General features: G+C 68.7%; 16 protein-coding genes. 13 read left to right on the top strand and 3 right to left on the bottom strand.

Going from position 1 to position 14,589, the window contains the following annotated elements; genetic code table 11:
- Nucleotides 1-34 precede the first annotated feature (34 nt).
- Nucleotides 35-298, bottom strand: a complete 264-nt coding sequence (locus ABZ345_RS39915; RefSeq protein ID WP_359860158.1) for a hypothetical protein — start codon at nucleotides 296-298, stop codon at nucleotides 35-37.
- A 425-nt stretch (nucleotides 299-723) separates the two neighbouring features.
- On the opposite strand from ABZ345_RS39915, the gene ABZ345_RS39920 reads away from it, so the two are divergent.
- The 12 genes from ABZ345_RS39920 (at nucleotide 724) to ABZ345_RS39975 (ending at nucleotide 11,878) form a co-directional block, all read left to right on the top strand.
- Nucleotides 724-1,002 (top strand): hypothetical protein, encoded by a 279-nt coding sequence (locus ABZ345_RS39920; RefSeq protein ID WP_359860159.1) that lies wholly within the window; start codon nucleotides 724-726, stop codon nucleotides 1,000-1,002.
- Between the two features lie 3 nt (nucleotides 1,003-1,005).
- Complete coding sequence (locus ABZ345_RS39925) at nucleotides 1,006-1,476, top strand: hypothetical protein (protein ID WP_359860160.1); 471 nt, start codon at nucleotides 1,006-1,008, stop codon at nucleotides 1,474-1,476.
- 19 nt (nucleotides 1,477-1,495) lie between these two features.
- Nucleotides 1,496-4,306 carry an ATP-binding protein gene (locus tag ABZ345_RS39930; RefSeq protein WP_359860187.1) on the top strand — a complete coding sequence of 937 codons (2,811 nt, stop codon included), beginning with the start codon at nucleotides 1,496-1,498 and terminating at the stop codon, nucleotides 4,304-4,306.
- On the top strand, nucleotides 4,303-6,171 hold the full coding sequence (locus ABZ345_RS39935; RefSeq protein ID WP_359860161.1) for a hypothetical protein: 1,869 nt from the start codon (nucleotides 4,303-4,305) through the stop codon (nucleotides 6,169-6,171). Before ABZ345_RS39930 ends, ABZ345_RS39935 begins: the two co-directional genes overlap by 4 nt.
- 29 nt (nucleotides 6,172-6,200) lie before the next feature.
- Nucleotides 6,201-6,794 carry a hypothetical protein gene (locus ABZ345_RS39940; RefSeq protein WP_359860162.1) on the top strand — a complete coding sequence of 198 codons (594 nt, stop codon included), beginning with the start codon at nucleotides 6,201-6,203 and terminating at the stop codon, nucleotides 6,792-6,794.
- Nucleotides 6,795-6,796: 2 nt separating this feature from the next.
- Nucleotides 6,797-7,798, top strand: a complete 1,002-nt coding sequence (locus ABZ345_RS39945) for a C40 family peptidase (RefSeq protein WP_359860163.1) — start codon at nucleotides 6,797-6,799, stop codon at nucleotides 7,796-7,798.
- Nucleotides 7,799-7,816: 18 nt separating this feature from the next.
- Complete coding sequence (locus ABZ345_RS39950) at nucleotides 7,817-8,290, top strand: hypothetical protein (RefSeq protein WP_359860164.1); 474 nt, start codon at nucleotides 7,817-7,819, stop codon at nucleotides 8,288-8,290.
- Nucleotides 8,287-8,481 carry a hypothetical protein gene (locus tag ABZ345_RS39955; protein ID WP_359860165.1) on the top strand — a complete coding sequence of 65 codons (195 nt, stop codon included), beginning with the start codon at nucleotides 8,287-8,289 and terminating at the stop codon, nucleotides 8,479-8,481. Before ABZ345_RS39950 ends, ABZ345_RS39955 begins: the two co-directional genes overlap by 4 nt.
- 17 nt (nucleotides 8,482-8,498) lie before the next feature.
- Nucleotides 8,499-9,905: an RNB domain-containing ribonuclease gene (locus ABZ345_RS39960; protein ID WP_359860166.1), complete on the top strand. Its 1,407-nt coding sequence runs from the start codon at nucleotides 8,499-8,501 to the stop codon at nucleotides 9,903-9,905.
- 61 nt (nucleotides 9,906-9,966) lie between these two features.
- Nucleotides 9,967-10,632: an NADPH-dependent F420 reductase gene (gene npdG / locus ABZ345_RS39965; protein WP_359860167.1), complete on the top strand. Its 666-nt coding sequence runs from the start codon at nucleotides 9,967-9,969 to the stop codon at nucleotides 10,630-10,632.
- Complete coding sequence (locus tag ABZ345_RS39970; RefSeq protein WP_359860168.1) at nucleotides 10,633-11,394, top strand: helical backbone metal receptor; 762 nt, start codon at nucleotides 10,633-10,635, stop codon at nucleotides 11,392-11,394.
- Nucleotides 11,395-11,443: 49 nt separating this feature from the next.
- Nucleotides 11,444-11,878, top strand: coding sequence for an RICIN domain-containing protein (locus ABZ345_RS39975; RefSeq protein ID WP_359860169.1), 435 nt, complete (start codon nucleotides 11,444-11,446; stop codon nucleotides 11,876-11,878).
- On the opposite strand, the gene pip is transcribed toward ABZ345_RS39975, so the two are convergent.
- On the bottom strand, nucleotides 11,875-12,816 hold the full coding sequence (gene pip / locus ABZ345_RS39980; protein ID WP_359860170.1) for a prolyl aminopeptidase: 942 nt from the start codon (nucleotides 12,814-12,816) through the stop codon (nucleotides 11,875-11,877). The genes ABZ345_RS39975 and pip overlap by 4 nt on opposite strands.
- Before the next feature lie 18 nt (nucleotides 12,817-12,834).
- Here pip and ABZ345_RS39985 point away from each other — a divergent pair, with 18 nt between their 5' ends.
- Nucleotides 12,835-13,692 carry a glutathione S-transferase C-terminal domain-containing protein gene (locus tag ABZ345_RS39985; RefSeq protein WP_359860171.1) on the top strand — a complete coding sequence of 286 codons (858 nt, stop codon included), beginning with the start codon at nucleotides 12,835-12,837 and terminating at the stop codon, nucleotides 13,690-13,692.
- 14 nt (nucleotides 13,693-13,706) lie between these two features.
- On the opposite strand, the gene panB is transcribed toward ABZ345_RS39985, so the two are convergent.
- Entirely contained in the window at nucleotides 13,707-14,561 is an 855-nt protein-coding gene (gene panB, locus ABZ345_RS39990) for a 3-methyl-2-oxobutanoate hydroxymethyltransferase (protein WP_359860172.1), read from the bottom strand.
- Nucleotides 14,562-14,589 lie beyond the last annotated feature (28 nt).

Here is a 14,589-nt window from a genome sequence, read left to right on the forward strand (position 1 = left end):
AGAAGCTACACAGCATTCACAATTTTGTGAATGCTCATTGTTTGGACGGGCGCCCAGAGGGCATCCTCAGGACGGGCCGGAACGGCAACCCGGCGTTGTAGAGCTCCTCCAATTCGGTCACGTAGGCCAGCACCGCCGGATTGACGATGTCGGCCAGCGAACGGACCCCTGCCTGAGGTTCGTAGGAAGCGAGATGGGTCGCCGCCGCACGCGCACGCTCGAGCACAGACCGGTCGAAGTTGATCGTCCGCTGGACCCGGCGCCGCGATTGCGGAGCCTCCCCGGTAGGCTCGATCACGCCTGGAGCACTAGGGGAGGCTGTGATTCCGTCCACACTTCCGTCCGGCACGAGGTCAGGTTCGAGCATGGGCGAATCTCCTCGGAGTCGTCGCTCCGGACCGCGCCCGCACTGTGTTCCGGAGGGGTCGCGAACCGGCCGATCAGGGCATTCACATGGGTGTACGCGTGCGCGTGTTTGAGGCCCACGCACTGTGGGTGACCAGGGCGTTCGCAGTCGGGTGAACATTGCCAGCGACGGAGAGAATCTTGGTCCGGGTGTTCCCCACTGACGTCTCCTCAGTGATGATGTGTCGGCCAGATTAGACGTAATTCCTCCCAGGGGGAACGGCCAGATGATCTACAGCCCGCACCAACAGCTTCACACCTCGTGACGAACTCGTGTTCTACTCGTAGCGCAAGCCCGAGCGCACTCTGGAGTACCTAATGACCGCCATGGACCTGGTGACACTCGCTCAGCAGCAGCCGCCGGCCCCGGGCACAAGCAACGTCCGTGACTGGATCCTGGGCAACATCGTTCCGTTGCTCCTGCTGACCGTCGCGCTACTACTGCTCTGGCTGGGTGGTGGCAAGGGCGACAACGCGGGCGTGATGCGTCGCCTCGGCGGTGTGATCGTCGCGCTGGCCATTATCGGCCTCGCGGTCACGACCGACGCGGGGTCGAACATCGGCAAGTGGCTCGCCGGCTTGTTCGTCGGAGGCTGACACGTGCGGGTTCGCACTGACGACGAGGTCTACCGGGTCGACGCCGTCTGGCTCGGCCCGCCCAAAGCGACTTTTCCCTGGCGCGCGCGATACGTCGCGTGGGGCGTCGGGATCGTCGTTTTTCTCGTCGTACTCACGATCGAACGGCAGGTGGGCGTCGGGTTCGGGTTCTTCTCGACCGCGTGGGCCCTCGTCGGGACGATCATCCTCACTCGCTTCATCACTCAGCGGATCAGCCACGAACGGCCGCTCACGGCCGTGGCGTCGATGTGGGTCCGCGAGCTCACCGCACCTCGAGAGCGCACGGCAAGCACCGGCGGAGCGGCCAGCGCCGCCCGGATCCGGGTCAGTCCGCAGCGGCCTCGTCCCAAGTTGAGCAGGAAACAACGGGCGAGACAGCAGGCGCAGCCCCGCCGGACGTCAGCCAGCCGTAAGAAGGAGGTTCGCGGTGTTCGGACGCCGGCGAGACCGTGACCGTCGCTCCGCCCAGCACATCGCCCAGCACGCCGCGGCCGACCCCCGTGAGCGTGACCGAGCCGCATATTCCAAGCGCGGACGCCGCCTGCCCGGCGAGCAGTCCGTGCCCAGCTACACCCCGTCGATCGCCGCCCGCAGCATCGACGGGCACCTGCTGCGCACCGGCCAGGAGGTCTACGCCTGGTACCGGCTCGCGCCGCAGCGCTGGTCGTTCCGCAGCGACTCGCAGCGCCAGGACCTGATCGCCGCGATCGCCGGCCAGTACGCCGAGCTGCAGGGCCGCTGGATGCACCTGCGGGTGACGACGCGGCCGTACCCGATCCGCATGTGGGCCGAGGCGCACGTGCACAACGCCGTCAAGCGCCTGCCGGACACGCCCGGCACGCTGTCGTTCGACGACTACATGGTCGGCGAGCAGCAGCAGCTCATGGGCCGCTCGATGGCGGAGAAAGAGGTCTACCTGGGCGTCCAGGTTCAGACCCGCAACATGATGGACCGCGCTGTCGAACGCGCCGCCCCCGTGCTGCGCAAGGTCTTCCCGGACGCCGTCGACGCCGAGCTCGTCGCACTGGACTCCGAGGTCGAGCACCTCGACCAGGTGATCGGCTCCGCGGGTCTCGAAGGCCGTCCCGCGACGGCCGAGGAGATGTCCTGGCTGATGCACAGGTCGTGCTCGCTGGGCCTGCCCGCGCCGCGCAACCTGCCCGCCGTGCCGGGTGCCGCGTGGGAACCGGAAGACCTCGCGTCCTTCACCGACGCCGCCGACTTCCACCAGGAGCCCTACTCGCCGACGGTGACCGTGCGCGGCCGCACCGGCTCGAACGCGGGCATCAAGCGGCACGTCGCGGTGCTCACCGTCGGGCTGATGCACGGCCTGCAGATCCCCGAGGTCGACGACCCGTGGGTGCAGCGAGCCGACCGGCTGCCCGCCTCCGTGGAGTGGTCCGCCCGCATCTACGTGCGCAAGCCCGAAGAGGTGTCGGGTGAGCTGTCGCGGCAGATGAGCAAGGTGCGCTCGCAGGTCCGCCACTACACCGACGAGCACGAGCTGGAACCGCCGCAGTCGCTGGCCCGCCAGGCCGGTCGCGTGCTGGAGATCGACGACGAGATGACGTCGGGTTTCACCGCGCTGGGCACCCGGGTGCGCAGCTGGTGGCGTCTCGCGGTGAGCGGGCCGACCGAGCGCGAGGCGCTGCGGCTCGCCCAGTCGCTGCTGGAGCTCTACAAGCCGAAGGTCGCGATCGAGCACCCCGAGGCCCAGTACGCGATCGCCCGCGAGTTCATTCCCGGCGAACCGCTCTCGAACGGCGCGTACCTGCGTCGCGGCAGCGTGTTGTGGGCCGCCTCAGCGGTTCCGACGGCCACGGCCGAGGTCGGTGACCGCCGGGGAATCCTGCTCGGCGAGACCGTCACGGCCACCCGCCGCCCGGTCGCGTGGGACCCGTGGATGGCGCAGGAGCTCCGGGACGCCTCGGGTCTGACGGCGATGGTCGCGGGCCTGGGTGCCGGTAAGTCGTTCCTCGGTGGCGGCATGGTCTACAAGACCCTGCGGGCAGGCGCGCACTGGACGTTGCTCGACCCGTCCGGTCCGCTCTCGGCGCTGTGCGACCTGCCTGAGTTGAGGCCGTACGCGCGGCCGATCAACCTGCTCAACGCCCAGCCCGGCATCCTCAACCCGTACCGGGTGGTCGCCGAGCCGATGATCGAGCACTTCCTCGACGAGGACGACCCGGAACGGGCCTGGCGCCGCGAGAAGGCGCTGGCGGCCGCGACCCGTCGTCGTCTCGTGCTGGACGTGCTCACGGGTCTGCTGCCGTACGAGGTCGCGCGCCTGCCGCAGACGCGCATCGTGCTGCTGCGTGCCGTCCGCACGGTCGGTGGCCGCTTCGACGCGCACCCCGGTCTCGTCTTCGAGGCACTGCGCCGCGACGCGTCCGAGCACCACGAGCACGCCGTCGTCGTCGCGGACTTCCTCGACGAGATGCGCGAGCGCATGTCGTTGCTGATCCCCGAGGAGAACGAGGACCCGTACAACGAGGTGCGCGACGACCGGCTCACGGTGCTCACGATGGCGGGGCTGAACCTGCCGAAGGACGGCGTCGGCCGCGAGCACTGGACGGACGCGGAGTCGCTCGGTGTCGAGATGCTGAACCTCGCCGCGTGGCTCACCCAGCGCTCGATCTACGAACGGCCGAAGGACCAGCGCAAGGGCGTCTGGATCGACGAGGCGTTCTTCCTCTCGGAGGTCCCGACCGGTCGTGTGCTGATGAACCGCTTCGCGCGTGACTCGCGAAAGTGGAACGTCCGCGTGCTGCTGTCGTCGCAGATCCCGGCGGACTTCCTCAAGATCCAGGGCTTCGTGACACTGCTCGACTCGGTCTTCGTCGGGCGTCTGGACGACGACCAGGCGCAGGCGGATGCGTTGCGGTTGCTCAAGGTTCCGGTCAACGCCGGGTACGAGCAGGTGATCGCGTCGCTCGGCCGCCGCCCCGGTGGCGAGCGCACGGCGACCGAACGCGACCGCGCGCCGCGGCAGTTCATCTTCGGAGACGGTGCCGGCGGTGTGGAGCGCATCCGCATCGACTTCAGCGGCCCGCACCTCGAACATCTGCGCAACGCCCTCGACACGACCCCGGACGCCAAGCGCGAGTCCAACGCGCTCGCGAAGACGGACGACGACAACGCGGCCCCGCAGCCGCCCGCCTACGTGCCCGACGAGATCGACGACGAACTGGCGGCGGACATGGAGCTCGGACTGACGGAGGACGAGGCCCATCTGGTGGGCCACGGTGACGGCACCAACCGCCACCGGGACGGCGCCGCATGACGGCGCTGACGATCGTGCTCGCGATCGCCGCCTTGCTCTGGGCGAGGCGGCGGTTCGACGTGCGCATGTCAGCGCGCACCAGGTCGGTCAGCGTCGTGGCTGCCATCCTGGCGTTGCAGGTGGTACTGGGTGCCCCGATGGCGCACGCTCAATCCTGCGGCGACCCACCAAATCCGGAACGGCCCGGCGCGGGCATGGTCGGCGCGCTCGACCCGCCCGTCGGCAACGGCCTGCCCGGCTCGCCGTACCTCGAGTACGGCTACGCGGGCATGGTCTGGCACGTCTACCAGACCAAGTGCAATGTCGTCCCGGACGCCAACGCCACCATCGACACGTGGGCGGGCAACGAGCTGTTCAGCATCGGCAAGAACATCGTCGGTGCCACGAACGCGTTGCACTACACGGTGATGGGCCGCGGCCTGCTGGTCCCGCTGGACGACGCCGTGAAGAACGGTGTGCAGAAGGTCTACGACAACGTCTACCTGCGCTGGTTCGGGCTCGTCGCGCTGATCCTGGCGATCATGATGTTCCGGCAGATCTGGACCGGCGACTTCGCCACGATCTCCAAACGCGGGCTCTGGGCGCTGGCGGGCATGTGGCTGGCGACGTCCACCTTGGCCTTGCCGCAGTTCTACAACCTCCTCGACAACACGCTGGTCTCCAAGACATCAGAGATCCAGGCGGGGTTCATCGAGGCGCCAGAAGAGCAAGGCACGCTGCACGTCCTGCCGACGAAACTGCACGACGCGGTCGTCTACCAGAGCTGGTTGCGCGGTGCGTTCGGCACGCCGGAGGCACCGCAGGCCGCCGAGTTCGGCCCGCGCATCCTCAAGACGCAGGCGTGGACCACCAGCGAGATCGCCGAGCACAAGGACGCCGACCAGGCCGCTCTCGAGGCCAAGAAGGCCGAGTGGAAGGCCCTCGAAGCCCAGCTCGGCACGTCGAGGGGCTACTTCGACGGCACCGACGGCAGCCGCACCGGCGCGGGCTTCCTCGCGCTGCTGCAGTCCATCGCGTTCTCGCTGTTCCAGCTGTTCGCGAAGGCCGCGGTGCTGCTGGCCCAGCTGCTGCTGCGCATTCTGACTTTGGCCGGACCGCTCATCGGTCTCGTCGCGTTGCTGCACCACGACCTGTTGCGCAAGGTCGCGCGCGCGGCCGCCGTGACGGTGTTCAACGTGCTGGTGCTCGCGGTTCTCGCGGGTGTCCACGCGTTGCTGCTGCAGGCGATCTTCAACGCGACCGGGCTTTCGTTGCTAACACGCACCTTGCTCGGCCTGATGCTGACACTCGTGTGCTTCGTGATCGGCAAACCGTTGCGCCGCATGTGGCAGATGGTCGAGATGTCGGTCGGCTCCGCGAGCAACGTCCTGCCCATGAGCGGCGGCGTGTGGTCGAAGATGATGGGCCGCAAGAAGCAGGTCGGCCCGACACCGCAGGACGAGTTCTGGGAGTCCGTGCGGGAGAACGACACCGACGGCGACGCGACACCGCAGCGCGGTCGTGGCCGCATCCGCCCGGAGGCGTCGAGCCCGGTCATGGCCACGGCGCAGCGCCTCGACCGCGACTCCCAGCCCGGCCAGATCGTCAGCGGTGGAGACGGTTACGGCGTGCGCGCCGGAGCGTTGCCCGCCGGCTCGGGCCCGGCGGCGTTGCCGGCCGCCCGGTCGCGCGTGGTGGACAGCCCGCCGGTCACCGACAGGCAGTGGGACCGGGTCGACGACGCGGTGCTCGTGCCGTCGCGGTCCACGAGCTACGCGGCAGCGCCGGTGCAGGAACCTCGCAGGGCCGAGACAGAAGTGGTGGCAGGGCGTCAGGTGCACGTGATCTACCGACCTTCGCGCGGCTTCGAAGTCCGAGACAACTAGCTGTGTTTGATTTTTTGGGGGAGGCGTAGGTGCCGATCCGTACCAACCGCGGCCGTGCCGCGGTCTACCGCAGGCTCTGGGGCTGGCCGCTGCGTTCCCCGCGGCACCTGGCCGCCTCGATCATCATCTTCGTGGTGGTGGTCGTCGCTCTGGGCGTGATCATCCCGAAGGTGCTGAACCGCAAGCCTTCCGCGCCGCCGACGGCCGCGGGACAGTCGACCTCGCAGGGCACCCAGGTCGGCCAGTTGCCCTCCAGCGGCGCCTCGCTGCCGACCAAGCAGCCGCCGCCCTCGAACACCGCGTCCGCCGCTCCTCCCGCCGCTGACGCTCAGCTGATCGCGGAGCTGTGGGCGGAGAACTGGATCAAGCCGCCGCCGAACAACGACGTCAACAAGTGGCTCGCGCAGCTTCGTCCGTACACGACGGAGGAGTTCCTGGCGCAGATGGCGACGATCGACCCGAAGAACGTGCCGGACAAGATCACCCAGAAGGTGACGCCGAAGAAGTCTTACGTGTCCTCGGCGGACTTCGAGATCGGCACCGACATCGGCAAGGTCGTCATCACGCTGGTCAAGACGCCGAGCAACGAGTGGCGGGTCAACAGCTACACGAAGGCGGACTGACCATGCGCCTCATGTTGTTGATCGGTGCACTCGTCGCGATCGTCGTGATCGCGGTGGCCACGTCCGGCGTCACGCAGGTGGTCAGCAACTCCACGAACCCCGCGGCGCAGGGCGGTCTGCGGCTTTCGAGCTGCAACGCCGCCATCGGGCCGTGGGACTCCGGCGGCGGCAACAAGGGCCAGCACGACGCGTCGCGGCTCAACGACGAGCAGCGCAACATCGTCGCGCGGATCATCTCCATCGGCCAGGAGCGCAAGCTGCCGCCGCTCGCGTGGCAGGTCGCGATCCAGGCCGGCATGACCGAGTCGGGCCTGCGTCCGCTGAACTACGGCGACCGCGACTCGCTCGGCATCTTCCAGATGCGCCCGTCGATGGGCTGGGGGTCACCCGCCGAGGTGACCGACCCGACCTACGCGATCAACAAGTTCTACGACGTGCTGCTGGCCGTGCCGGACTGGGAGAGCAAGCGCCCCGGTGACTCGGCACAGGCGGTGGAGCGGTCGGCGTTCCCCGACCGGTACCACAACTGGGAGTCCATGGCGGCGTTCCTGCTCGGCGAGCTCGGGCAGATCACCGACCCGGCGGGCTGCGGTTCCGGCGCGGGCCAGTTCCTGCTGGCCTCGAACGCGGCGGGCGTGGCCATCCAGTTCACCAAGGAGCAGCTGGGCGAGCCGTACCTGTGGGGCGGCAACGGCCCGGACGCGTGGGACTGCTCCGGCATCCTCGTGAAGGCGTTCGCGGCGGCCGGCGTGAAGATCCCCCGCGTGGCGAACGACCAGTACGAACAGGGTGGCGCTCACCTCCCGGTGCGCGACGCCCAAGCAGGCGATCTGATCTTCTGGGCGACCGACACGTCCAACCCGCGAACGGTGCACCACGTGGCCATGTACCTCGGCGGCGACCAGTACATCCACGCCCCCGAAACGGGTGACGTCGTGAAGATCAGCAAGATCAACTGGAATTATCACGAGTTGATGCCGCTGGCCGTCCGGCCGGGCGTGTAGATCGCGGGGAGGCGCTGCATGTTCAACCACGACCCCATCCCGAGGCCTTCCGGACCGCCCGCGTCGAGCACACCAGTGCGTGACTACATGGCTGCCGGTGGTCCGGGTGTGTCGTCCGACTACGTGGTGGTGCCGCGGGCGCTGGCCGAGGCCATGCCGTTGCCGTGGCAACAGCACTTCACCCACCTGCTGGCGGAGTTCCACCGCACCTACGGCCACCTGAACTGGCCGATCTACCGGGTGGTGCCGTCGCGCTACGAGAAGCTCGGCGACCTCGACGAGGAACAACTCGCCGAGGTCGGCGCCATCATGGAGATCGACTCCGACGGTTCGCTGGTCTACCGGGACCGTTCCGGGCGTAAGATCGAGAACGCCGAGGACCGCACGGTGCTGGTCTCGTGTTTGGACCCGATCCCTTCGGAGTACGCCAACGCCAACCAGTCAACGCCGCCGAGGGGATTCCCGGCGCCATTGGGAGGCGAACGCCGATGAGCGACAGCAGCGGGTGGTACTTCTGCCTGACCCACCAGACGGTCGAGCAGGGCAAGGGCTGCAAGGGGCCCGACCGGATGGGGCCCTATCCGGACGAGGCCACGGCGGCTCGTGCGCTGGAGATCGCGCGGGAACGCACGAAGGCCGCCGACGAGGCGGACCGGAAGTTCCGCGGCGAGGACGACGACTGACGTCTTAGGGTGTGCGGGTGGCTTCACTGGTGATCCGCACGGGACGTGCTGACCTGGCCTTCGACGGCATCCGGACCGAGTTCGGGCTGCGCTCGTCGTTTCCGGCCGAGGTCCTGGCAGAGGCTGAGGCGGCGGTCTCCCGTTCCGCGGGAGACCGCCCCGACCTGACGTCGATCCCGCTGGTGACGATCGACCCGCCCGGCGCGAAGGATCTGGACCAGGCGCTCTGCCTGGAACGGACGTCGTCGGGGTTCGTCGTGCACTACGCGATCGCGGACCTGGGGCTGTTCGTGACGCCGGGTGGCGCGCTGGACGCCGAGGTCCGGCAGCGCGGGCAGACCATCTACCTGCCTGACGGCAACGTGCCACTGCATCCGACCGTGCTGTCGGAGGGCGCTGCCTCTCTCCTGCCTGGCGTGGTGCGGCCGGCGGTGCTGTGGACGTTCACCTGTTCGGCTGAAGGTGTGCCCACGGCCGTCGAGGTGCGGCGGGCGTTGGTGCGGTCGCAGGCCCAGTTCGACTACGCGCAGGTGCAGGAGACGTTCGACGCGGGCAACCCGCACCCGTCCGTCGCCGCCCTGGCCGAGTTCGGGCCGTTGCGGCGGGCGCTGGCACGCGAGCGCGGGGCCATCGAGCTGCAACTGCCGGAACAGGAGATCGAGTCCAACGGCGACGGCTGGAAGCTGGTCGTCCGGCCGCGGGCCGCGGTGGACTCGTGGAACGCCGAGATCTCGTTGATGACCGGGATGGCGGCGGCGTCGATCATGCTGAAGGCGCGCGCCGGGATCCTGCGCACGCTGCCGAATCCGGACGCAGAGGCTGTCAAGACGCTGCGGAAGTCCGCGGCGGCGTTGAAGGTGCCGTGGCCCGCCGAGGTGTCACCGGGCGCGTTCCTGGCGGGGCTGGACGCGTCGAAGCCGGAGTCGTTGGCGCTGTTCACGGACGCCACGCGGTTGTTGCGCGGTGCTGGGTACACGGCGTTCAACGGCAGCGTGCCCGAGGTGACCACGCATGCCGGCGTTGCGGCGCCGTACACACACGTGACCGCACCTCTGCGCCGGCTGGTGGATCGGTTCGCCACCGAGGTGTGCCTGGCGGTGTCGGCGGGCGAGGAGCTGCCGTCGTGGCTGGCCGAGGCGTTGCCGCTGCTGCCGTCGTTGATGGGCGCGTCGGACTCGCTGGCCTCGAAGGTGGAGCGGGCGTCCCTGGACCTGGTCGAGGCGTGGGTGCTGGCCGGACGGGTGGGGCAGGAGTTCGACGCCGTGGTGCTGCGGTCGGGCGAGAACGAGGCAGAGGTGTTCATCTCGAACCCGCCGGTGCTCGCCAAGTGCGCTGGCAAACGTTTGCCGGAGGCCGAACGGATTCGCGTCCGGCTGGAAGAAGCCGATCCCGTGCAGCGGCGCGTCCGGTTCAGGGCGCTCTGAGCTTCGAGCGCAAGGTCACGTTGAACAGCCCGCACCTCGGCGCTCGTGTGAAGATGCAGGGGTGACAGAGATTCGTGACCTCACCGTCGGCGTCCTGGGCGGAACCGGAGCCCAGGGCAAGGGCCTCGCGATCCGCTGGGCCAAGGCAGGCCTCAAGGTGATCATCGGCTCCCGCAGCGCCGAGCGCGCGGAGCTCGCGGCCAAGGAGATCGTCGAGGTCGCCGGTGGCGACGTGCGGGGCGCGGACAACTCCGACTGCGCCGCCGACTCGGACATCGTGCTGGTCGCTGTCCCGTGGGACGGCCACGGCGACCTGCTGGCGTCGTTGCGCGACCAGCTCGCAGGGAAGATCGTCATCGACTGCGTGAATCCGCTCGGCTTCGACAAGCAGGGCCCGTTCGCACTGCCCGTCACCGAGGGCAGCGCCGCCCAGCAGGCCGAGCTGCTGTTGCCGGAATCGCGCGTCACCGCCGCGTTCCACCACGTGTCCGCCGTGCTGCTGGCCGACCTGACCGTGTCCGAAGTGGACATGGACGTGCTCGTGCTGGGCGACGACCGCGAGGCCACCGACACCGTGCGGGACCTGGCCGAGCTCGTGCCGGGCTTCCGCGGCGTCTACGGCGGCCGCCTGCGCAACGCCCACCAGGTCGAGGCGTTCACCGCGAACCTCATCGCGATCAACCGCCGCTACAAGACCCACGCCGGCCTGAAGATCACGGGAGTCTGATTGCTGCCCGTCGACGACCTCGGTGAGCCGGTACCGGTCGACCAGCCCCAGCGGGTGGTCAGCCTCGTGCCGTCCATCACCGAGGCCGTCGCGGTCAGCGTGCCGTCGTCTCTGGTCGGTGCGACGGACTACTGCACGCATCCGTCCTCTTTGGACGTTGCACGCGTCGGCGGCTCCAAGTACCCGGACGTCGACCGCGTGCTGGAGCTGCGGCCGGACCTCGTGATCGCGAATTCGGAGGAGAACCGGGCCGAGGACGTCGATCGCTTGCGCGCCAACGGCGTGCACGTCTGGGTGACCGCGGCGCCTCCAACGGTTCCGAAGGCGCTGGCGTCGTTGCGGCGGTTGTTCGGCCTGGCGTGGGACCTCGAGCCCGACTGGCTGGTCCGCGCCGAAGACCTGTGGCGCGAGACGAAACCGGCGAAGCTGACCGCGGTGATCCCGGTCTGGCGCCGCCCGTGGGTCGTCGTCGGCCGCGATACTTTCGCCACCGATGTGTTGCGGCGCTTGGGAATCGAGAACGTCTACGCCTCTGATCCGGAGCGCTACCCGCGTCCGTCACTGGAAGAGCTGAATTCCCGGCGCCCTGACCTGGTGATCCTGCCCGACGAGCCGTACGAGTTCACGCACTCCGACGGCCCGGAGAGCTTCCCCGGCCTGCCGTACGTCCTGGTCAACGGCCGTCACCTGACGTGGTACGGCCCGTCACTCGTGGAGGCTCGTTCGAGCCTCGAAAAGGCGCTCGACTACGGCCAGGGTTGACAACCAGAGGTGGATTCGCGCGATCCGCCGCACTGCCAAGATCTCCGCCATGGGGAAACTAGCCGCGATCATCGCGTCCGCCGCAGCCGTCACCGCCATGTCGGCGCTGACCGCCCTCCCGGCCTCGGCCGAGCCGGTCGTCCTGTACCAACTGTCCGGCACCAACCGCTGCCTCGCCGACACCGGGACCAACGTCGTCCTGCAGCTGTGCAACCGGACGTCCGGCGCGCAGCGCTGGATCGTCCCGATCACCGACTCCGTGGACTGGCCGCACAACATCGCGACCGGCAAGTGCCTGGGCGCCACCAGCACCGGTGACGTGCTGGGCGTGGCGTGCTCGAGCGGCACCACCCGCTGGCACCGCGTCCCGCCGGCCGGTAGCGCGTTCCAGTTCCGCAACGACGCTACCGGCAAGTGCCTCACCGCCCAGGTGACGGTGGCGGCCTGCACCACGACGACCGCGCGCTGGGTCGGCCTGCGCTAGTCGCGGAACCGATCCGTCGCTTCCAGCAGAGCCGCGAGGATGCCGGGTTCGTCGTACGCGTGCCCGGCATCCGGCACCAGCACCAGTTCCGACCCGGGCCACGCCTTGTGCAGGTCCCAGGCCGACACCGCGGGCGTGGCGACGTCGTACCGTCCTTGCACGATCACCCCGGGAATGTCCGCGAGCCGTGAGGCGTCCCGGATCAGCTGCCCCTCCTCGAACCACCCGTTGTTGACGAAGTAGTGGTTCTCGATCCGCGCGAACGCCAGCGCGTACGACGGCTCGGCGAACTCCGCCACCAGTTCGGGCCGGGGCAGCAACGTCACCGTCGCGCCCTCCCAGGTGCTCCACGCGACCGCCGCCGGTCCGTGCACCTCGGGGTCCGGATCGGCGAGCAGCTTCGCGTACAGCTCGACGGGATCACCGTCGAGCCCCGAGATCGGCGCCATGAACTTCTCCCACAGATCGGGGAAGAGGCTGGCCGCTCCGCCTCGGTAGTACCAGTCCACTTCGGACGATCGCAGCGTGAAGATCCCGCGCAGCACCAACTCGGACACCCGGGAAGGGTGCGTCTCGGCATAGGCCAGCGCCAGCGTCGACCCCCAGGAGCCGCCGAACACCTGCCACCGTGAGATCCCCAGCGACTCCCGCAACCGTTCCATGTCGGACACGAGATGCCAGGTCGTGTTCAACGACAGGTCGCCGGACTCGGAAGCGTGCGGCAACGAGCGGCCGCACCCGCGCTGGTCGAACAGCACGATCCGGTAGACGGCGGGGTCGAACAGCCGGCGGTGCGACGGCGAACACCCGCCACCGGGTCCGCCGTGCAGGAACACCACGGGCTTGCCGGAAGGGTTTCCGCACTCCTCCCAGTACACGAGGTTGCCGTCACCGGTGTCCAGGTGACCTGACGCGTGGGGCTCGATCTCCGGGTACATGGGCCTATCGTCGAGCACATGGCCCAGTTCACGAAGGAGACCTCCACCACGGGGGCGTTCGTCAGGCAGCCGAACCGCTTCACCGCGCGCCCGGAGCCCGAACCAGGCCGCTACCGGCTCGTCGTGAGCCTCGCCTGCCCGTGGGCACACCGCGCGATCATCGTCCGCAAGCTGCTGAAGCTCGAGGACGCCATCTCTCTTGCCGTCGTCGACCCCATCCGCGACGAGAGGGGCTGGCGGTTCCAGGAGACCGACCCGGTCCTGGGCATCGACTTCCTCAGCGAGGCCTACGAGAAGGCCGCCCCCGGCTACGACGGCCGGGTCACCGTGCCGGCCATCGTGGACACGACCACCGGCGAGGTCGTCACCAACGACTACCCGCAGATCACGCTGGACTTCAGCCTGCTTTGGCGCCCGGAGAGCACGCTCTACCCGGAGCACCTGCGCGAAGAGATCGACGCCTGGATCGAGCCGATCTTCCACAACGTCAACAACGGCGTCTACAAGGCCGGTTTCGCCACGTCACAGGAGTCCTACGAGCAGGCGTACACCAGCCTGTTCGCGGAGCTCGACCGAATCGAAGAGCACCTCGAGACCAACGACTTCCTGGTCGGAAACCAGCTCACCGAGGTCGACATCCGGCTCTGGACCACGCTCGTCAGGTTCGACGCGGTCTACCACGGCCACTTCAAGTGCAACCGCAACAAGCTGACGGAGATGCCGAACCTGCACGCCTACGCGAAGCGCCTCTACGCCCAGTTCGCGGACACGGTCGACTGGGACCACATCAAGCGCCACTACTACGTGACGCACCACCAGATCAATCCGACCGGGATCGTGCCGGCGGGCCCAGATCCGCGGACCTGGACCCGCTAGCTAGCCGAACGGACTCAGTGGAAGGTGTGCTCGGGGCCGGGGAACTGGTGTCCGCGCACCTCGTTGGCGAACTCGGTGGCCGCGCCGAGCATGACGTCGCCGATGTTGGCGTAGCGCTTGACGAACCGCGGTGCCTTGCCCCGGTTCAGGCCCATCATGTCCTGCCAGACGAGCACCTGGGCGTCGGTGTCGGGGCCGGCGCCGATGCCGACGGTCGGGATGACCAGGTCGTGCGTGATCTGCTTCGCGACCTCGGCGGTCACCATCTCGAGGACGACCGCGAACGCACCGGCCTCCTGCACCGCGATCGCGTCGCGGACCACGGTGTCGTGGTTCTCGTGCCGGCCCTGCACGCGGTAGCCGCCGAGCTGGTGCTCCGACTGCGGGGTGAAGCCGATGTGCGCCATGACCGGGATGCCGGCCGCCGTGATCGCGCGGATGTGCGGCGCGAAGTAGGAGCCACCCTCCAGTTTGACCGCGTGCGCCTTGCCTTCCTTCATGAACCGCACCGCGGTTGTGACAGCCTGCTCGACCGACACCTGGTAGGAGCCGAACGGCAGGTCGGCGACCACGAGAGAGCGCTTGACCGAACGCGTTACGGCGCTGACCAGCGGTACCAGCTCGTCGACGGTGACCGGCAGCGAGGTGTCGTGCCCGTAGACGGTGTTCGAGGCGGAGTCACCGACCAGCAGAACGGGGATGCCCGCCTCGTCGAAGATCGCGGCGGTGTACGTGTCGTACGCGGTGAGCATGGGCCACGGCTCGCCGCGTTCCTTCATCTCACGCAGGTGGTGAACGCGGACCCGCTTGGCCGGGGGCTTCTGGCCCGCTCCGGAGCCGTAGGGCGCGGAAACTTCGGCATTGGTCATCGTCGACCGTTCCTTTCCTCGAGGCCCA

Source organism: Lentzea sp. NPDC005914 (genome assembly GCF_040629405.1).
In the GTDB taxonomy this organism is placed as follows: domain Bacteria; phylum Actinomycetota; class Actinomycetes; order Mycobacteriales; family Pseudonocardiaceae; genus Lentzea.

What these genes read in the sequence shown, in the direction of transcription:
- ABZ345_RS39950 (WP_359860164.1), top strand. Translation starts at nt 7,817, where the DNA reads ATGTTCAACCACGACCCCATCCCGAGGCCTTCCGGACCGCCCGCGTCG.
- ABZ345_RS39935 (WP_359860161.1), top strand. Translation starts at nt 4,303, where the DNA reads ATGACGGCGCTGACGATCGTGCTCGCGATCGCCGCCTTGCTCTGGGCG.
- ABZ345_RS39920 (WP_359860159.1), top strand. Translation starts at nt 724, where the DNA reads ATGACCGCCATGGACCTGGTGACACTCGCTCAGCAGCAGCCGCCGGCC.
- ABZ345_RS39985 (WP_359860171.1), top strand. Translation starts at nt 12,835, where the DNA reads ATGGCCCAGTTCACGAAGGAGACCTCCACCACGGGGGCGTTCGTCAGG.
- ABZ345_RS39945 (WP_359860163.1), top strand. Translation starts at nt 6,797, where the DNA reads ATGCGCCTCATGTTGTTGATCGGTGCACTCGTCGCGATCGTCGTGATC.
- ABZ345_RS39975 (WP_359860169.1), top strand. Translation starts at nt 11,444, where the DNA reads ATGGGGAAACTAGCCGCGATCATCGCGTCCGCCGCAGCCGTCACCGCC.
- pip (WP_359860170.1), bottom strand. Translation starts at nt 12,816, where the DNA reads ATGTACCCGGAGATCGAGCCCCACGCGTCAGGTCACCTGGACACCGGT.
- panB (WP_359860172.1), bottom strand. Translation starts at nt 14,561, where the DNA reads ATGACCAATGCCGAAGTTTCCGCGCCCTACGGCTCCGGAGCGGGCCAG.
- ABZ345_RS39955 (WP_359860165.1), top strand. Translation starts at nt 8,287, where the DNA reads ATGAGCGACAGCAGCGGGTGGTACTTCTGCCTGACCCACCAGACGGTC.